Raw genomic sequence first — 18164 nt, 5'->3', positions numbered from 1 at the left:
CAGGGGCCGTCCGCCAGTTGGATCGAGACTCCCGCGCCCGGCCGACACACCCACCCCCGCCCTCACCCTCCACCACCCGGCCTGATCAACCCCGTCTCATACGCCGCGATCGTCGCCTGCACCCGGTCCCGCACCCCCAACTTCCCCAGCACGACCGACACATGGTCCTTCACGGTCGCCGCGCTCACCCCCAGCACACCCGCGATCTCCGCGTTGGACAGCCCCCGCGCGACGTGCCGCAGCACTTGCGTCTCGCGCGGCGTGAGCGGGGAGAGGCGGGCGGGGTCCAGCGGGCCTGGCGTGTCCGTGAAGCGGTCGATCAGTTTGCGGGTGACCGCCGGGTCGAGCAGCGCGGCGCCCCCGTGGACCACCCGTACCGCGTCGATCACCCGCTCCGGCTCCGCGTCCTTGAGCAGGAAACCGGCGGCCCCGGCGCGCAGCGCGGCGAACAGATACTCGTCGAGACCGAAAGTGGTGAGGACGAGGACCCGGGTGGAGGGACTGCGCTCGGTGATTGCGGCGGTCGCCGCGAGCCCGCCGATCCCCGGCATGCGGACGTCCATCAGCGCGACGTCGGGTCGCGCCGAGAGCGCGAGTTCGACCGCCGTGTCGCCGTCCGGCGCCTGCCCGACGACGCACAGGTCGGGTTCCGCGTCGAGGATCGCCGCGATCCCGGCGCGTACGACGGCCTGGTCGTCCGCGACGGTCACTCTGATCGCCATGGGAACGCCTCCGGGAGCCACACGCGGACCGCGCCGCTGTCGGTCGTCGAGAGGGTACCGCCGGCGGCGTCCGCGAGGACGCGCAGCCGCCGTTCCACTCCGGGAGCGGCGGGTGCCGGACCGGAGACCTCCACGCCGTCGGGGAGCGTGCGCACGGTGAGGGTGACCCCTACGGCCATGAGCGCGGAGGCGGTCCGGTACGCGAAGACCTCCACGGCGGCGGGCAGTGGACGGCGTGCCCCGGCGTAGCGGACGACGGCGCCGTAGCGCGCGGCCAGCGCGGTGATCCCGGAGACGGTGGGCGGCGGGGCGTCGTCGGCGGCGTCCCCCGCGCACGGCGCGGACAGCAGGTCCCGCAGAGCGGTCAGTCCGGCGCGGGCCTCTTCCCGTACGGCCCGCAGGTTCCCCTTCTCCGCGGCGGCGACGACCGCCCGCGCGTGCCGGAGCGCCGTGTCCCGCAGCCCGGTGGCGAACAGCAGACGTTGCGCGGACACCGCCGCGTCGGCGTCCTCGTCGAGCAGCACCCGCCGCCGGGCATCCGCGGCCCGCAGCCGCTCGTGCCGCCGGGCGGTGCAGCGCCCCCACGACCAGACGGCGAGGGCGGGGAGGGCCAGCACGCCCGCCAGTACGGCCCAGGCCGCGGTACGGCTGCCGGTGATGCCGCTGCCGCTCGCCAGTGCGAGCCCGCCCACGACCGCCACGGCGAGCGGCGCCAACAGGCCTCGGCGCCACGGCAGACGCAGACCGACGCTGTGGGCGAGCGTCAGTTCGACCCACCCGTACACCAGGAAGATGTCGCTCACCGGCGGCTGGGTCCAGCCCGCCCGGTCGCAGGCCCACCACAGCAGCAGCGCCGACAGCACCGCCGCCAGCGCGCGGCCGGGCGCCCGTGAACGCCAGGCCAGCGGCACGGCGTGCAGGCCCGACAGCACGACCGTCACCAGCGCGGGCAGCAGACCGCCGAACGGAGCCGGTACGTCGGCCGACAGCAGGCTCGCACCGAGCGACAGCGCGATCGCCAGGGCCACCAGCGCGTAGTCGAGCGCGGCCGTCCCACGCCACCGGGGCCACCGGCGGCGGGGAAGAACCGTCGCCGCAGGCAGCGAGGCCCGCACGCGCCAGCCCTCTCCACGGCCTTGCCCCACGGGTCCCGCGCGGAATGTCCCGCCCGCCGCGGTGACCGTGGCCGCCAGCCCCGCGAGACCGCGCCCGGTCCCGAGGCCCGGCTCGACGGCCGTACCGCCGTCGTCCGTGACGGTCACGACGAACACGTGTCCGCCACCGGCCTGCACGGGCTCGTCCGGGTCGTCCGTCGCCTCGATCCGGACGCGCACGGTCGCGCCGTCGGCGTACCGGGCCGCGTTGGTCAACGCCTCCCGGACGACCCGGTACGTCGCTTCCGCACTGCCCGCCGGTGCGCTGTCGACCGTGCGCCGGTAGTCCACCGCGTGCGCGGCGGCCAGGGCGTCGACCTCGGTGAAGCCGGCCGCGGTCGCGTCCAGTTCGGTGAGGCGTTCCAGTTCGCGGACGGCCTCGCGGCCCGCCTCGTCGGCGTGGCGCAGCGCGTCACCGGTCCGTTCCCGGTCGGCGAGCCTGAGCGCGGCGCCCGCGGCCACCACGATCCCGGTCAGCCGATGCGCGGCCACGTCGTGCAACTCCGCCGCCAGCCGGTCCCGTTCCGCCAGCGCCGCGAACAGCGGGACCGCCACCGTGCCGGCCTCGTAGTCCGCCAGCGCGGACCGGCGGGCCGACCGCTGCCGACGGGAGCGGCCCGTCGCCCAGACGACCGCCATCAGCCCACCGGCCGTCAGCGCGACCCCCGCCACGTAGTGCGGCGGTTCACCGCGTACGGCGGGGACCGCGGCGACGGCCAGCGTGAGCACGACGGCTCCCGTGAGGGAGGCACCGGCGGTCCTGCGTACGGCAAGCAGACGGACCGTGATCAGGACGCAGACCGCCGCGACGAGGGAGAGGGCCCACACGTGTCCCGCGACGCCGTTCATCGGCCTACGTCGACGACGGGCGACCGCTCGACGATCTCCATTCCGGCAGACTAATCGGCTTTTTCGGCGGAGGTGAGGAGACGTCGTTGATCGTCGACTGGTGCGCGGACGGGCAGGGGTGACGCCCTCACCGGGGCCGGTGGCCCGCAGCCGGGCGACTTCACGGGGCTGGGGCGCGGGCCGGGGGCAGACAAACCGTTCCTTCCCGTCAGCTGGCGAGCAGCCTTCGGGCCGCCGGTATCGAGGCGACGGAGCTGAACATCCCTGCCTGGTCCCGCGGTACGGCCAGATCGGCGACGACTTCGCCGGCGTCGACGAGCATCACCGCCCGGTCGGTGGCGACCCTGCCTGGATCAGGTCCGGCCCCGCGCGGCCGACGCGGCCGTAACGTCGTCGAGTACGCGGCGGTCGGGCCGGTGACATCGGCGCGAGATCCACCAGCAGGCACGCCTCCGCATGTCCGACCATCCCCGAAGTATCGGCACCGACCTGGGTCGTGGGACGCAACCCGATACCCCGCACGTGGAAAAGTCCTCTCCGCCTGGACTGACAGAACCCCTCAGCAAGGTTCATCGCCCCAGGTCGGCAAGGACATTCGCGTTTCCGCCACGACAGCCGCCCTGCCCGGCCGCCATGGCGAGGTCAGGGACACCCCTGATCCCGGCCTCGGGGTGGCCGGACCGTTGTTCAGGGAAACCCCTTCGTCCCCGAGGTGGATTTGTCGAACTGGCGTAGACGGGCAGCATCGTCCACGCCACTACGACGGGGATCACAGGGAACAGTGAGGGCGGGAGAACGATGAGGGGCTCACTATGCGGGGCGTTGACACTGCTGACGGTGTGCACGCTGGTCGCCGCGGCGGGCGGTGCGGTCGCCGCACCGACCGCCGCGGCACCGGACGTAACCGCTTTGCAGGCGGCGCTGGATCGGGTGACGGCAACCGGTGCGATCGGCGCGGTCGCCGAGGTTCGGCAGGGTGGCGCCGTATGGCGCGGCAGCAGCGGCAGGTCCGTGCTCAACGGTCGGCAGCCCGCGCCTGTCGACGGCCGATTCCGCGCCGGAAGCGTCACCAAGACGTTCACCGCCACCGTGGTGCTCCAATTGGTGGGTGAGGGACGACTGCGCCTGTCAGACACCGCCGAGCGTTGGCTCCCGGGCCTCGTTCCCGCCCCCGGAGGCGACCGGATCACGGTCCGGGATCTGCTCCAGCACGCCAGCGGCCTGCCCGAGTACACCGACGGACTGCTCGACGGCGACGCCCCCCGCGACCGCTTCCGCACCTGGACCCCCGCCGAGCTGGTCCGACGGGCCGTCAAGGACGGCGCCGGGAACCGCCCTCTGCTGTTCCCGCCGGGCACCGATCACCACTACTCCAACACGGACTACATCGTGCTCGGCATGATCATCGAAAAGGTCACCGGCCGCTCCTACCGCACCGAGATCGACCAGCGCATCATCCGGCCCCTCGGACTCCGGGACACCCGCCTGCCGGGCTCCTCCCCCTTCCTCACCGGGCCCCACTCCCACGGCTACGAACCGGTGGAGAAAGCGGACGGAACACTCGTCCCGGTCGACTACACCACCGTCAACATGTCCGTCGCCGGTGCTGCCGGCGAGATCATCTCCAGCACCGCCGACCTCGACCGCTTCTTCCGCACCCTGCTCAGCGGCGGCCTTCTGCGCCCGGCCGAACTGCGGGAGATGACCGCCGACCCCAGCGGCGGCGGCTGGGGCCTCGGCCTGGAGATCGCCACGCTCCCCTGCGGCACGATCGTGGGCCACGGCGGCGGCACTCCCGGCTATCGCACCGTCTCCTTCCACACACTGGACGGCACCCGACAGGTCACCGTGGACTGGACCGACTGGGGCACCGACGCCGGCCCCGCGGCCCTTGCCCTGCTGACCGCCGCCCTCTGCCCCTCGTAGCCGCCAACGGCCGAACTCCTTGCCTGGTCCGCAACGAGGTAGCAGCTGGAAACGGTGGGCTGAGGGCGCTCCTTGCATTCGGCCACTCGGTGGTCGGCTCCACGCCGGATGCCCTCGCCGGGATGGCGATCGGCGGGTCGGAAGGGACCTTTGGCATGGGGCATTCGGTCGAATGGTGTCGCGGCGGGCCTTCGCCGGCGTCCCGGTGTCGGTGTTGTCGTGGATGGCGGCCCGCAACCTACCCCGAAGGGCGACACCGGTGAGGCGAGAAGAAGACAAGACGCCGGGCAACGTACGGGTCACCGATGATGCTTTCGCCGCGTGCATCGAACCGGTCGTCGCAGTGAATCCACTCGATCCGCGCAACCTCCTGGGCGTCTGCCGGGTGTTCGTAGGATCCGGCATCGGCTCAGCCGCGTACGCGTCGTTCGACACCGGCAGCACGTGGCGGGCCGGAGGCCTGTTGCCCGGCCTGGTACCGGACTTCGACGGCAATCCGGCCGTGGCCTTCGACAGCCGTGGCCGCGCCTTCGTGTGCTGCGTCGTGGCCACCCAGGGGCCGCCGCGCCGTCCTGATGTGGCGCAGCGACGACGGTGGGCGCGGTTTCCACCCGTCGGCCACGGCGATCGCGAGTGGGCCTGGTCTGGTGGACCATCCCAGCCTCACGATCGGCAAGGGAAGCCGCCGCGCATCCGCGCCTCTGTACCTCGCCGCGGGGATGTACGGCACCGCCGACGACGGTGTGGTCGTGGCCCGCTCAACCGACGTGCCGGTTCGCGCCGGACACCTCAAGGGGTCGCCCGGGTGTTGTGGCGGTCGCCGACATGTTCGCGGCGGCGGCCGCTGTCACCCGCCTGACCCGGCTCGGCTCAGGATCGGCGATTCTTCTCGTCGGCGTCGAACCTGCGCACCTCATTGCGTATCCGCGGGCCCCATTCGGTGAGCAGCGCCGTGATCTCCGGTGTGGCCACGTGCTGGTCGAGGGCCTCCTGGGACGTCCACTGCTCCAGTACCGTGACGGCTCCGGTCGCCGCGTCCTCCACGCAGAACGACATCAGCACGTTCCCCGGATTCGCCGCGGCGAGCGGGTACGAGGTCGCGCGTGCCTCGGCGACGAACGTCTCGACCTCCTCGACGGGAACGAAGACGCGGCCGGCGATGATGACGGTCGTCCGGGCGTCTTCCTGGGGCTTGTTCAGCGCATTCATGGTTCTTTCTCGTCCTTCGTGTCGGTCAGGCGGCGTACTGGTAGGCGGGGTAGGTGAGATAGCCCGAGTCGCCGCCCTGGTAGTACGTGGCCGGGTCGTCGGGCGCGACGGGCAGTCCGGTACGCAGCCGTTCCACCAGGTCGGGGTTGGCGAGGAAGGCGCGGCCGAAGCTGATCAGATCCGCGCCCAGGCCCAGCCAGCGGTCGGCTGCGGCCCGGTCGGCCTGCTTGGGGCCCATCGGTACCGCCGGGTTCATGACCAGGCTGCCTGGCCACGCGCGGCGCAGTCCCACCAGCACCTCCTCCTCGGCGGTCGCCTCCAGGTGGACGTAGGCGAGGTCGAAGCGGGCGAGTTCGGCGAGCAGGGCCCCGTACAGCTCCGGCACCTCCCTCTCCTCGACGCCCCAGAAGGTGCCGCCTGGGGAGAGCCGGATCGCGGTGCGGCCGGCGCCTATGGCGTCGACGGTGGCGGCGACCGCCTCGACGGCGAAGCGGATGCGGTGGGCGATCGGGCCGCCGTAGGAGTCGGTGCGCAGATTGGCGTTGGACGACAGGAACTGTGAGATCAAGTAGCCGTTCGCGCCGTGCAGTTCGACGCCGTCGAAGCCGGCGTCGACGGCGCGCCGGGCGGTCTCGGCGTAGGAGCGGGCCTGTTCGGGCACCTCGGAGAGGTTCAGGGCGCGGGGGACGGGCGCGGGTCGAGGCCCGGTCGGGGTGAACACGTCGCCCGCGGCCGCCACCGCCGAGGGTCCGACCGGTTGCAGGCCCGTGGTCTCGGGGTGCGAGACCCGGCCGCCGTGCATGATCTGGGCGAAGATCCGCCCGCCGTTGGTGTGCACGGCGTCGGTGACGGGCCGCCAGGAGGCCACGTGCTCGTCGGTGTACAGGCCCGGGGTGCCCGGGTTGGACTGCCCGACCAGGCTGGGCTGCACGCCCTCGGTGACGATCAGACCGGCGGTGGCCCGCTGGGCGTAGTAGATCGCCATGGACGGGGTGGCAAGGCTCCCGGCCGCCGCCCGGCCCCGGGTCATCGGAGCCATCACCACCCGGTTGGGCAGCTCCAGACCGCTCAGGCGGTAGCGGTCGAACAGCGTGGTCCTGCCGGTCATGCCACATCTCCTTCGTACGGGTGGAAGGCCCAGGAACGGCGGGCCCGACAGGTACGCTAGAACCTGACATCAGTGTGAGGGGCAAGCCCCTGGGGCGGGGGCACCACCGGGAGGGTGAGATGCGGATCGGTGAACTCGCGGCGCGGACCGGGGTGAGTGTCCGTTCACTGCGCTACTACGAGGAGCAGAACCTGCTCACGAGCACCCGCAGCACCGGAGGGCAGCGGCACTACGCGGACGGCGACATCGAGCGGGTCGTCTTCATCCAGCGCCTGTACGTGGCCGGGCTGTCCAGCCGCACCATCCTGGAACTGATGCCGTGCAGGGACGCGCCCAGCGACGAGAACTCCGACGCCGCACTGGAACGCATGGCCAAGGAACGTGACCGGCTTTCCACCCACATCGTGGAGCTTCTCGGCACTCGTGACTCCCTCGACGGTCTGATCGCCGCGGCTCAGGCCCATCGCGACACCCGTAGGACCGCGGCATGAGGTCGCCCGCGCCCGAATTGATCGAAAATTCCTTTGATGAATTCTACGAGTTCATGATTTTCATCATTCCAGAAGTGGTCGCGCGACGATATTGATGCTCACGGTGCGCCTACTTCGCTCCATCCCCGAGCTCAATGCCTTCGCAATTGCTGCGGGTGTGTGACCCCTGTCGGCACTGTTTTAGTCGGGCGGACTGCTCACCTCTGCTGTGAAACGGCATCGATTCCAGGCTGCCACATTTCATAGTTTCCACATTCTGCCGTGATCTCGGCCGTCTCCTGAGCGGCGGTGATGAAGTCATCGACCACTGGCGAGGTCTGCGATGCCGCCACCGCGAGGCACACCTGGTCGGGCGTCAGTTCCGGGATGGGCACATAGATGATGTTCGGATGTGAGTAGAACACGGTCGCCGAACGGGCCAGGAACGAGATGCCCCGGCCGGCCGCTACATGCTCGAGCGTCTCGTCCACCCCGCGAGCCAGGTATCCGGCGTTGGGGTGCGGGCGCCTGGTGGGCTGAGTGGCCGGGTCGGCATGCCAGACCAGGGGTTCGCCGACCAGGTCCGCCTCGGTGACCTCCTCCTTGCCGGCCAGCCGGTGGCCGGCGGGCAGCACCGCCACCCGCGGCTCGGTGTACAGCGGCGTGACGTGCAGTCCGGCCTCGTCGATGGGCAGCCGCACATAGCCGATGTCGATGCGGCCGTCGAGAAGCATCGGGCCCTGGTCGTCCCCTTCGATCCGCTGCACGTCCACGACCACGTCCGGGTGCCGGGCCTCGAACGCACGTGCCGCCGGGATGACGGGGATGCCGGCCCGGAAACCGACCATCAGCCGCCGGCTGCCGCGGGCGGCCACGGACACCCGGCGGCGGACCGCATGCGCGGAGGCGAGCAGCGGACCGGCGTCGACCAGCAGTTGTCGGCCCGCGTCGGTCAGCGCGACGCCGTGGCGATCCCTGGTGAACAGCGAGGCGCCGAGATCCTGCTCGAGCGCGCGGATCTGCCGGCTGAGCACCGGCTGCGCGATATGCAGCTCTTCGGCGGCGCGGCCGAAGTGCAACCGGTCGGCCACGGCGGCGAAGTAGCGCAATTTGCGCAGGTCCAGATCCATGGCGTCTCCCAGTCCGGTGATGCCTTCAGGGTATCACCGCGACCAAAAGAAGTCTTGGACACCCACTCAGGACAATGGCAGCCTGAATAGGTACCCAGTGAATTTGATTCGGATGCCCATTAATTCAACGGAGTGATCGTGGGAAAGCTCGATGGCAAGGTAGCGGTGATTACCGGCGGATCCACCGGCTTGGCACTGGCCGGCGCAAAACTGTTCGTCGAGGAAGGGGCGCACGTCTTCATCCAGGCCCGGCGGCAGGAAGCATTGGACGATGCGGTCAAGCTGATCGGCCGCAATGTCACCGCCGTACAGGGCGACGCGGCCGAACTGGACGACCTGGACCGCTTGTACGACACCGTCAAGCGGGAAAAGGGCTCGATCGACGTGCTGTGGGCCAGCGCCGGGACGGGCGAACCCGCCGTCCTCGGCGAGATCACCGAGGACCAGTTCCACCGCGCCTTCTGGCTCAACGCGCGCGGCACCCTGTTCGCCGTGCAGAAGGCACTGCCGCTGATCAACGACAACGGCTCGATCTTCATGACCGGATCCAATGCGTCCCTCGGCGCCTTCCCCGACTGGAGCCTCTACGCGGGAAGCAAGGCCGTCCAGCAGGCCTGGGCCCGCGTCTGGCTCAACGAACTGCGCGACCGCGGGATCCGGGTCAACGTCCTGACCCCCGGTCAGGTCGCCACCGCCAAACAGGAGGAACTGTTCGACGAGGCGGCCAAGGCCGCATTCGAGTCCCTCATCCCCCGCGGAAAGATGGGCCGCCCCGAAGAGATCGCCGCCGTCGCCCTGTTCCTCGCCTCCGACGACTCCAGCTACGTCAACGGCCTGGAACTGGTCGCCGACGGTGGCACCACTGCCATCTGACCCACCCACCAGGAATGCCGCGGGCGCATCCCGCAACGCCCTGGTCGCCACAACGACACCTTGAGCACAGAAAGAGGGCACACCTCATGAGCAGCATCACCCTCATCGGTACGGGCAACATGGCCCGTACCATCGGCACGCTCGCCCTGGCGGGCGGCAACACCGTCGAGGTCATGGGCCGCGATCAGTCCAAGGCCGATGACCTGGCCAAGGCTCTGGGCGGCGGCGCGACGACGGGCAAGTGGGGCGCCGTTCCGGCCGGGGACATCGTCATCACGGCTCTGCTGTACGACGGTGTCGTTCCGGTCGTCGCCGAGTACGGGGACGCCCTCGCGGGCAAGGTCGTCGTCGACATCAGCAACCCCTTCAACGCCGCGTTCGACGGACTCGCCCACGGCGAGGAGACCTCGATCGCGCAGGAGGTCGCCAAGGTGGCCCCGGCCGGCGCCAGCGTGGTGAAGGCCTTCAACACCATCTTCCGCAATGTCCTGGACAAGGGCCGGCCCAACGTCTTCATCGCCGGTGACAGTGCGCGGGCCAAGGCGGGCGTGGGGGCATTCGTCGAAAGCCTCGGGCTGCGCCCGCTGGACGTCGGCGGCCTGAAAATGGCGCACTGGCTGGAAGGAATGGGCTTGGTCACCATGGGCCTCGCCGGCAACGGGGTTGGCCACTGGGACTTCGCCCTCGGCGTCAACGAATTCACCGGCTGAGCCCCCTGGGCCGAGGAGTCGGCGAACAGGGCGCCGTGCGCCCTGTTCAACGGGTGACCCGGCCGGGGAGATCGTTGTCCTCGCCGTGCCCTGGGTCGGCGAGGCGGCGGTGGTGAGTGAGTACGGGGACGTACTTGCAGGGCAAGGTCATCATCGACATCACCAACCCCGTCTCCCCGGTTTCCAGGGCTTTGCCACCCCTGACGGCAGTTCCGGCGCGCAGGAGATCGCCGAGGCCGCCCCCGCCGACGCGCATCTGAGACCGGGCAGCCGCCAGTGGCGCGAGCTCCGCAGGACGTCGCCCTGGCGCAACTGGGCCTTGTCGCACACTCCGTCAGGCACACCGAACCTTCCTCGGCGTCAGCATTCGCGGCTGAGCGCACCCGCACCACCACGTCTCGCGCCACATCACGCCAGTGGATCTGCGGCACGGGGAGAAGCAGCCACTCGACCTACTCTCAGGAGGAGCAGCACCATGCGCGTTTTCGTCACCGGTGGGACCGGCCATTCCGGTTCGTACATCGTCCCCGAGCTCATCGCCGCCGGACATGAGGTCACCGGCCTGGCCCGCTCGGACACGGCCGCGGCGGCGTTGTCCGCGCTCGGCGCGAAGGTGCGCCGCGGCGACCTCGAGGATCTCGACGGGCTCAAGGAGGCTGCCGCGGACTCCGACGGTGTAGTCCACGTCGCGCACCGGCAGGATCTGCTTTTCTCCGGCGGGATCGACGCCGTGGCCGCCGCGGAGCTCCCGATCATGCTCGCGTACGGCGAGGCACTGGCGGGAACCGGAAAGCCGCTGGTCGCGGCGGGGAGCATAGGCTCGCCAGGTAACCTGGGCCGGCCTGCCACCGAGGAGGACCCGGCCCTTCCCGGCGGCGACGACTACAAGGGCACCCTGCGGGCTCGCAACGTCGTGGAAACCGCCGTGGTCGGCCTCGCCGAGCAGGGAGTGCGGTCTTCCGTCGTGCGGATCGCCAACATCGCGCACAGCACGACCGATCGCGCCGGATTCCTCGTGCGTCCTCCCGCTAGGACGAGGTCGCTGATACCTCGGCCCGGCACCGGTCGCCCGCGCGGCGGCTGGAGTGGTCCCGCTGGCGCCGCCGCCATCAAGGCATCGCCCGCCGCTGCCACTGCCAGCGCCGCACGCGCCCCGATCGAGTGAGTCACGAACCACCACCGGCCTGATGCGGCGTCAGCCGACCAGGCGCCGAAAGGGCCCCGTGACCAGGGAACATGGAGAAGTGCAACTGGAGTACCAGCACCAGTGCCGTTCTTTGCGACCAGACGCCTGAGCCACCTCCTTGGTCGCGAGGAGGGGCGACGTGCGCGCAGTCGCAGGAGGCCTTCCGTCGGCGATCGGGACGCTGTTGACCATGGTCGGCGCCCAGGAGTTCGCCTCTCGCCGCGCACGCCTTGACGCCGCCACCCGCCACAAGGATCTCCAGCCCGGCAGTGCCGACACAACGGGGGACGTTCACGTCGGCAGCGGCAGCTCCGCCCAGATGGTCTTTCCGGTGGGCGTCTGCCGGCTGCCCCAGCGGTCCGCGAGCTGGGCGACGAGGAGGAGCCCGCGTCCGCCCTCGTCGAAGGAGCGGGCCCGCCGCAGGTGCGGGGCGGTGCTGCTGCCGTCGGAAACCTCGCAGACGAGTGCGTCGCCGCGCAGGAGGCGCAGTTCGACGGGGGCGCCGCCGTAGCGGATGGCGTTGGTGACCAGTTCGCTGACTATGAGTTCGGTGGCGAAGGTCAGCTCTTCCAGTCCCCAGGCCGTCAGCTGATCGCCGGCCATCCGACGGGCCCTGGCGACGATGGCAGGGTCCGTGGGGAGCTGCCAGGTGTGAACCCGGTCGGCACCGAGTGCGGACGTGCGGGCCAGGAGCAGCACGATGTCGTCGGCGGGGGCGGTCGGTATCACCTTGCGGACCACGTGGTCGCAGATGTCTTCCAGCCCGCAAGGTGGATGGCTCAGCGCGTCCCGCAGCAGGCCCAGTCCCTTGTCGATGTCCCGGTCGGCGGCTTCGATCAGCCCGTCGGTGTAGAAGGCGAGCACACTGCCCTCCGACAGTTCCACCTCGACGGCTTCGAACGGCAGGCCCCCCACTCCCAGGGGCGGCCCTGCCGGCAGGTCGAGGAACCGCACGGTCCCGTCGGGGCTCACCAGGGCGGGCGGCGGATGACCGGCGCGGGCCAGACGGCAGCTGCGGGAGACCGGGTCGTAGACGGCGTACAGGCACGTCGCGCCCACCTCGCCCGACGCACCGCTCGTCGATCCCCGGGCGTCGGGTCCCTCCTCCCGGTCGAGCCGGACGACGAGGTCGTCGAGCTGGGTGAGCAGTTCGTCGGGGGCGAGGTCGACGTCGGCGAGTGTGCGGACCGCGGTGCGCAGACGGCCCATCGTTGCGGAGGCGTGGATGCCGTGGCCGACCACGTCACCCACCACGAGGGCGACCCGTCCTCCGGACAGGGGGATGACGTCGAACCAGTCGCCGCCCACCCCGCTCGCGGAACCCGCCGGCAGATACCGGTGGGCGAGCTCCACGGCCGTCGGGGAGGGCAGCCGCTCGGGCAGCAGGCTGCGCTGAAGTGCGAGCGCGGTGCGGCGTTCCTGGGTGTAGCGCCGGGCGTTGTCGATGCTCACGGCCGCTCTGGCGGCGATCTCCTCGGCCAGCAGCAGGTCGTCGTCTCCGAAGGGTTCCGGCGTGCGGTGCCGCACCAGGTACACCAGGCCCAGGGTGACGCCACGGGCGCGCAGCGGGACCAGCAGCACCGAGTGCATCCCGTACCGGCGGGCCGACACGCGGCGAGCCGGGGACGCCGCCAGCCACTCGCGGAGCACCGGGTCCCCCATGCGGTGCAGGGTGCCGCGGCCGGTGCGCAGCGCCCAGGCCGCCGGGGAGTGCGAGGGGCGGGTGGCCGTCTCGCCCACCGGCACCACGGCCTCGGGGCACCCCGGGAGCACCGAGGCGTGGGCACAGCGGGACAGGACGACCGGTCCCGTGGGCGGGACCGGCTCCGGTTCGTCTCCGCGGACGACCGACTCCAGAAGGTCGACGACGACGAAGTCGGCGATTCCCGTGACGGCCACCTCGGCGAGTTCCTCCGCGGTCCGCGTCACGTCCAGGGTGCTGCCGATGCGCGCACTGGCTTCGTTGAGCACCTCAAGGCGGCGTCTGGCCCAGTACTGCTCGGTGGTGTCGATCACCAGGGCCGACAGGCCCCGCACCGAGCCGCCCGGGTCCTTGAGCGGGGTGAGATAGACCGACCAGGCATGGTCCTGGACCTCGCCCGGGGCCCGGCCCGGCTGCTGCTCGCTGTGGATCGCGTCCCCGGTGCGCAGGACCTGCCGCTGGAGAAGGTCCATCTGCTCGTGGCTCGCCTGTATCTCGGTGAGGGTCAGACCTTTCATCTCGTCGCTGGTCAGGCCCATCGCCTGGCTCATCACCTGGTTGCATGCCACGAACCGGGCCCCGCGGTCGTAGACGGCGACGGACAGCGGGAGCTGCGCGAGCGTCAGGTCCCACAGTTCGGCGGCGTCGGCCGTGCTCGGGCCGGAGGCGTACGTCACCGCGGCGCCCGTCACGAGCCAGAGCGGGCGGGTCTCACCGGTCGGCAGCGGGGTGCCGCGCAGCCGTGCGACGACCCGGTCGCCGTCGCGGTGGCGCAGTGCCACGTCGCTGGTCCAGGGTTCTCCGGCGGACAGGCGTCGGCCGGCGGAGTGGGGCAGGTCCGTGGCGAGCAGGTCGGCGGCCGGACGGCCCACGGCGTCGTCCGGCGAGTGCCCCAGCAGGGCCCGGGCGCCGGCGCTCCATGCCATGACGTTCAGTTCGGCATCGATGACGACCGCGAAGTCCTCGGGTACTCCGGTGCTTCGTGCCGCACCGGAGACGGCGGACTGGTTGTCCATGGGACGACCCACTCTCGTTTCCTGCCATGACGCCGGACCCGCCGTACCACACGTCACGGGCGGTGCGTCCAGCATCGCGCCCTGGCGCGTCCCGCTCAACCGATGCCAACGTTAGACAAAATGAGTACTACTTATATCTGTCTGTAAGTGCTGGAAAATATTAGCGGTTCCGTCGGGTTGATCGGAGTGTTAGTCGCAACTACCTGGTGTGTTGCAAGGGTTGGTGTCACCTCAGTGGAAAATGTGCCTGCCTATCATCTTGACTCAGGCTAGGAGCTGCCCCGATAAATGCAACTCATGAGCAGTGTTGCTCGGAGAGGACACCCGCATGAGACCCCTACACATAGGCTCCGGACTGGCCAAGGCACTCGCGGCCGGAGTCGTAGTCTTCGCAACCCTGGTGCCGGTCCAGTCGGCGCAAGCGGCCACGACGAACTTCTACGTCGACCCCACCGGCGGTAACGACAGCAACTCCGGAACCAGCACCGCCGCCGCCTTCAAGACAATCCAGGCGGCCCAGGCCGCCGTCCGCGCGTCGAACACGAACATGTCCAGCGACATCGTCGTGAACCTGCGCGGCGGCACCTACAACCTGTCCAGTCCGATCACGCTGGGCACGAGCGACTCCGGTACGAACGGCCACACGGTCGTCTACCAGGCCTACAACGGCGAGACCCCCGTGATCGGCGGCGGCCGGTCGATCACCGGCTGGACCGCCGCCTCGAACGGCGAGTACAAGGCTTCGGTGGGCAGCCTCAACTTCCGTCAGCTGTACGTCAACGGAGTGCGCGCCACCCGCGCCCGGTATCCCGACCTGGGCTCGGACTTCCAGCTCCAGGGCAGCGACAAGGCCAACAAGCTGCTGCAGGTGCTCAGTTCACAGATCTCCAACTGGAGCAACCTCAGCCGGACCGAGATGGTCCTCGAGCTGCAGTGGGCGGAGAACTACCTGCGGCTGAAGTCGTTCACCACCGCGGGCGGCACCGCCAACGTCTCCATCCAGGACCACGAGGCCGGCATCCTCTTCCAGCGGCCCTTCCCCGTCCTGTCCAACGGCTCCCCCCTGCACTTCGAGAACGCCCACGAGTTCCTCGACGAACCTGGCGAGTTCTACGTCGACACGGCCGCGCAGACGGTCTACTACAAGCCGCGCTCCGGCGAGGACATGTCCACCGCCACCGTGCAGGCACCCACACTGCCGACGCTCGTGGAGGTCAAGGGCACCAGCCTCGACGCCCCGGTCCACGACCTGCGCTTCTCCGGCATCACCTTCGCCCAGACCACCTGGATGGAAGCCACCGACAACGGTCTGCTCAACGGCCAGGGCGGCCTCTACAACCTGTCGGCCGACTCCTCGAACCACCAGTACATCGACCGTCCGCCGGCCGGGGTCCACGTCGCGGACGCCGACCGCGTCTCCTTCACCGGGAACACCTTCACGCAGATGGGGTCCACCGCCCTCGACCTGGACCACGGCGTCCACGACAGCAGCGCGACCGGCAACGTCGTGTACGACATCGCGGGCAACGGCATCATGGTGGGCAAGTTCTCCGACCCCACGGTCGAGTACCACACCATCTACAACCCGCCCACGTCCCCGGCGGGGGAGGACGCCCGCGAGGTCGTCAAGAACGTCACCGTCAACGACAACCTGATCACCCGGATCGGCGAGGACTACCTGGGCACCGCCGGCATCAACGCGGGCTTCGTCAACAGCACCACCATCAACCACAACGACATCAGCGACGCCCCGTGGGCCGCCCTCTCGCTCGGCTGGGGGTGGCAGTCCGCGGCCAACGCCGAGGGCAACAACAGCATCAGCTACAACCGGATCGGCAACGTGCTGAACCGGCTGTGCGACACCGCCGGCATCTACCACCTCTCCAACGACCCGGGCACCGTCATGAACGGCAACTACGTGCACGACGTGGTCCGGGGGCCGGCCGCCTGCGGGTCCGCGGTGGCGGGGCTCTACCTGGACGAGGGCTCCAACAACATGACCCTGTCCAACAACGTGCTGTCGCACACGGACGGTTTCATAAACCAGAACGCCAACGGCAGCAATGTGACGCTGTCCGGCAACGCGACCTCGGGCACCTCGGTGATGCAGGCCTCCGGGCTGGAGCCGGCGTACCAGTCCCTGGCGGTGAAGCTCAACCTCGCCTACAACAAGCCGGCGACCGCGTCCACGGTCCTGAACTCGGGCGTGGCGGCCTCCAAGGGCAACGACAACGACAGCTCCACCGGGTGGTCGCCGACCGGGACGGACACCTCGGCCTGGTGGCAGGTCGACCTCGGCCGGCCCTACCAGCTCGGCCAGTACTCCCTGACGATGCGCCAGGACATCGACCAGCCCGAAACGCGCAGCAACTTCGAGATCCGCGCCTCGAACGACCCGTCGTTCGCCACCTACACCGTGCTGGGACGCCAGGGAGCCACTACGCTGCCGATGGCCTCCACGCTGACGGGGAACATCGACGTCCGCCAGAAGTTCCGTTACGTTCGGGTCGCCAAGACCGACGGCGCCTACTTCTTCTTCTCCGACTTCAGCGTGCAGCAGGCCGGCGGTGCGCTGGAGGACGCGACCGGCACACCGAACGTCAACCCGTCGACGTACTACACCATCAAGAACGTCAACAGCGGCCAACTGGCGGACGTCTACCAGGCCTCCACCGCCGACGGCGCGAGCGTCGTGCAGTGGCCGGCCAACAGCGGCACCAACCAGCAGTGGAACATCGTGCAGGTCAGCGGCCAGCTCTACAAGATCGTCAACAGGAACAGCGGCAAGGTCCTCGACATCGACAACGCAACTCACTACCGAGGGACCAATCTGCAGCAGTACACCTACAACGGCGGCAACAACCAGCTCTGGTACTTCGAGCCGACCAGCGGCGGATACGTCATCCGCAACTTCGAGACCAAGCAGGTCCTGGAGGTCGGCGCCGGCTCGACGGCCAACGGTGCCGCCATCGACCAGTGGATGGCGCTGAACCAGTCGAACCAGGCGTGGACCATCCAGTGACCGGATGACGCGTCGAGGGTCAGAAGACGGCGGGGCCGGAAAGGCATGGCTTTCCGGCCCCGCCGCCGCGAGCTAGTGGCTCTGCTCGAATCGTCGGCCGGGTAGCGGGCCTCTCTGGGAGTTCCGATCCCGCCAGACCTGCGGAGAAATGCCGCGACGGATCTTGCAGGTCGTGTCAGTGTGTGGGGGTGGCGACGATCGAGATGGCAGATGTGTTTGCGAGCGGACGCCGCCGTGGAGGTGGGAGTCTCTATGCGTACCGGGTGCGCGGGCGAGGCCGCAGCGCGGTAGTTCTGTGGATCGGTGGGCGGGGCGACGAACCCGATCAGGTGTATGCGTCGACAGAAGATGGTCACCGGCAAGTGCCGGCGTTCGTGACCGTTCGGCAGGCGCGGGTGTACGCGAGTCGACGCGGGCGGCGCCTGGCCACCTCTGAGGCCAACACGCTGGAGCTTGTCCGTGTCCAGCACTGGCTGGAGGATCCTGTGCGCCGGAAGGTCCCGCCGGGTGCGGTGCTGGAGACGTGGAACTTCTTCGAGGATCTGGCCCGCAGCCTCCACGCGGTCCACCGGCTGCCCCTGCAGGGAGCTGTGCACAACAGCGCCTACGAGAAGCTGTTCGGAGGCGAGTCCGCCGCGTGGACTCCCGACGAACAACGCGCGGTACTGGAGCTGATCACTGCCGGGGTGGAGCTGTGGAACACTTGCCCAGTGATCGTAAATCCGTGCTCGGTGATCGTCTCGGACGGTGAACCGGGCATCCCCCGGGTCTTGTGATCCGTGCGTTGTCGCCTCGCTGAGGTGCCTTCATGCGGCCTTCGTCGGGTGGTGGGCCCAAGTGCGGATCGGTGAATCTGGAGCGAAGTCGGTCTTCGGTTCGGCCCGTTGGCGGCGTCGGCGCATGTAGCTGTTGACGGCGGCGTTCTGCCCGCCATGGCTGCGGTGATCGGTGCCGTTGAGGGCAAAGGAGCGCAGGGCGGCGAACTCGGACTCGATCCAGGCAAGCCAGGATCCGTAGGTCGGCAGGAAGACCGGCTCGACGTCGTTGGCCGCAGCCCAGGCGTGGACATTTCGGGTACTTGTGCGGC

At 69.9% G+C, this 18164-nt stretch carries 15 protein-coding genes; 7 read left to right on the top strand and 8 right to left on the bottom strand.

Annotated features, from left to right (window positions below):
• Nucleotides 1-62 precede the first annotated feature (62 nt).
• The 3 genes from JHN45_RS17130 to JHN45_RS17120 form a co-directional block, all read right to left on the bottom strand.
• Complete coding sequence (locus JHN45_RS17130) at nt 63-722, bottom strand: response regulator transcription factor (RefSeq protein ID WP_201049610.1); 660 nt, start codon at nt 720-722, stop codon at nt 63-65.
• Nucleotides 707-2725, bottom strand: a complete 2019-nt coding sequence (locus JHN45_RS17125) for a histidine kinase (protein WP_201049609.1) — start codon at nt 2723-2725, stop codon at nt 707-709. Before JHN45_RS17125 ends, JHN45_RS17130 begins: the two co-directional genes overlap by 16 nt.
• 208 nt (nt 2726-2933) lie before the next feature.
• On the bottom strand, nt 2934-3173 hold the full coding sequence (locus tag JHN45_RS17120) for a hypothetical protein (protein ID WP_201049608.1): 240 nt from the start codon (nt 3171-3173) through the stop codon (nt 2934-2936).
• A 374-nt stretch (nt 3174-3547) separates the two neighbouring features.
• Between JHN45_RS17120 and JHN45_RS17115 the strand changes: the two genes are divergently transcribed.
• Nucleotides 3548-4651: a serine hydrolase gene (locus tag JHN45_RS17115; protein ID WP_201049607.1), complete on the top strand. Its 1104-nt coding sequence runs from the start codon at nt 3548-3550 to the stop codon at nt 4649-4651.
• Nucleotides 4652-5521: 870 nt separating this feature from the next.
• On the opposite strand, the gene JHN45_RS17110 is transcribed toward JHN45_RS17115, so the two are convergent.
• Both JHN45_RS17110 and JHN45_RS17105 read right to left on the bottom strand, forming a co-directional pair.
• Nucleotides 5522-5860: a putative quinol monooxygenase gene (locus JHN45_RS17110; RefSeq protein ID WP_201049606.1), complete on the bottom strand. Its 339-nt coding sequence runs from the start codon at nt 5858-5860 to the stop codon at nt 5522-5524.
• Between the two features lie 25 nt (nt 5861-5885).
• The gene (locus JHN45_RS17105; protein WP_201049605.1) at nt 5886-6968 is read right to left on the bottom strand and encodes an alkene reductase; all 1083 of its coding nucleotides are present in this window, start codon (nt 6966-6968) and stop codon (nt 5886-5888) included.
• Between the two features lie 119 nt (nt 6969-7087).
• On the opposite strand from JHN45_RS17105, the gene JHN45_RS17100 reads away from it, so the two are divergent.
• Nucleotides 7088-7459, top strand: coding sequence for a MerR family transcriptional regulator (locus JHN45_RS17100; RefSeq protein ID WP_201049604.1), 372 nt, complete (start codon nt 7088-7090; stop codon nt 7457-7459).
• A 197-nt stretch (nt 7460-7656) separates the two neighbouring features.
• On the opposite strand, the gene JHN45_RS17095 is transcribed toward JHN45_RS17100, so the two are convergent.
• On the bottom strand, nt 7657-8568 hold the full coding sequence (locus JHN45_RS17095) for a LysR family transcriptional regulator (protein WP_201049603.1): 912 nt from the start codon (nt 8566-8568) through the stop codon (nt 7657-7659).
• A gap of 138 nt (nt 8569-8706) precedes the next feature.
• Here JHN45_RS17095 and JHN45_RS17090 point away from each other — a divergent pair, with 138 nt between their 5' ends.
• Nucleotides 8707-9441, top strand: a complete 735-nt coding sequence (locus JHN45_RS17090) for an SDR family NAD(P)-dependent oxidoreductase (RefSeq protein WP_201049602.1) — start codon at nt 8707-8709, stop codon at nt 9439-9441.
• 86 nt (nt 9442-9527) lie between these two features.
• Nucleotides 9528-10151 (top strand): NADPH-dependent F420 reductase, encoded by a 624-nt coding sequence (locus tag JHN45_RS17085; protein WP_201049601.1) that lies wholly within the window; start codon nt 9528-9530, stop codon nt 10149-10151.
• Between the two features lie 46 nt (nt 10152-10197).
• Here the strand turns inward: JHN45_RS17085 and JHN45_RS17080 are convergent, their stop codons facing one another.
• On the bottom strand, nt 10198-10407 hold the full coding sequence (locus tag JHN45_RS17080) for a hypothetical protein (RefSeq protein WP_201049600.1): 210 nt from the start codon (nt 10405-10407) through the stop codon (nt 10198-10200).
• Nucleotides 10408-10626: 219 nt separating this feature from the next.
• Between JHN45_RS17080 and JHN45_RS17075 the strand changes: the two genes are divergently transcribed.
• Nucleotides 10627-11316 (top strand): NAD(P)H-binding protein, encoded by a 690-nt coding sequence (locus JHN45_RS17075; protein WP_236583760.1) that lies wholly within the window; start codon nt 10627-10629, stop codon nt 11314-11316.
• A 312-nt stretch (nt 11317-11628) separates the two neighbouring features.
• Here the strand turns inward: JHN45_RS17075 and JHN45_RS17070 are convergent, their stop codons facing one another.
• Entirely contained in the window at nt 11629-14055 is a 2427-nt protein-coding gene (locus JHN45_RS17070; protein ID WP_201049599.1) for a SpoIIE family protein phosphatase, read from the bottom strand.
• A gap of 328 nt (nt 14056-14383) precedes the next feature.
• Here JHN45_RS17070 and JHN45_RS17065 point away from each other — a divergent pair, with 328 nt between their 5' ends.
• Complete coding sequence (locus JHN45_RS17065; RefSeq protein ID WP_201049598.1) at nt 14384-17077, top strand: RICIN domain-containing protein; 2694 nt, start codon at nt 14384-14386, stop codon at nt 17075-17077.
• 188 nt (nt 17078-17265) lie between these two features.
• On the top strand, nt 17266-17853 hold the full coding sequence (locus JHN45_RS52995) for a hypothetical protein (RefSeq protein WP_236583759.1): 588 nt from the start codon (nt 17266-17268) through the stop codon (nt 17851-17853).
• The last annotated feature ends 311 nt before the right edge of the window (nt 17854-18164 follow it).

It is taken from the genome of Streptomyces sp. MBT53, from assembly GCF_016654115.1.
Lineage (GTDB): Bacteria > Actinomycetota > Actinomycetes > Streptomycetales > Streptomycetaceae > Streptomyces.
The sequence above is the reverse complement of the archived record's forward strand: the minus strand, read 5'-3'. Positions and strand labels throughout refer to the sequence as shown.

Bases quoted from the DNA above. Each gene is read 5' to 3' on its own strand.
- JHN45_RS17130 (WP_201049610.1), bottom strand. From the start codon at position 722: ATGGCGATCAGAGTGACCGTCGCGGACGACCAGGCCGTCGTACGCGCC.
- JHN45_RS17125 (WP_201049609.1), bottom strand. From the start codon at position 2,725: ATGAACGGCGTCGCGGGACACGTGTGGGCCCTCTCCCTCGTCGCGGCG.
- JHN45_RS17110 (WP_201049606.1), bottom strand. From the start codon at position 5,860: ATGAATGCGCTGAACAAGCCCCAGGAAGACGCCCGGACGACCGTCATC.
- JHN45_RS17105 (WP_201049605.1), bottom strand. From the start codon at position 6,968: ATGACCGGCAGGACCACGCTGTTCGACCGCTACCGCCTGAGCGGTCTG.
- JHN45_RS17100 (WP_201049604.1), top strand. From the start codon at position 7,088: ATGCGGATCGGTGAACTCGCGGCGCGGACCGGGGTGAGTGTCCGTTCA.
- JHN45_RS17095 (WP_201049603.1), bottom strand. From the start codon at position 8,568: ATGGATCTGGACCTGCGCAAATTGCGCTACTTCGCCGCCGTGGCCGAC.
- JHN45_RS17085 (WP_201049601.1), top strand. From the start codon at position 9,528: ATGAGCAGCATCACCCTCATCGGTACGGGCAACATGGCCCGTACCATC.
- JHN45_RS17080 (WP_201049600.1), bottom strand. From the start codon at position 10,407: ATGCGCGTCGGCGGGGGCGGCCTCGGCGATCTCCTGCGCGCCGGAACT.
- JHN45_RS17075 (WP_236583760.1), top strand. From the start codon at position 10,627: ATGCGCGTTTTCGTCACCGGTGGGACCGGCCATTCCGGTTCGTACATC.
- JHN45_RS17070 (WP_201049599.1), bottom strand. From the start codon at position 14,055: ATGGACAACCAGTCCGCCGTCTCCGGTGCGGCACGAAGCACCGGAGTA.
- JHN45_RS17065 (WP_201049598.1), top strand. From the start codon at position 14,384: ATGAGACCCCTACACATAGGCTCCGGACTGGCCAAGGCACTCGCGGCC.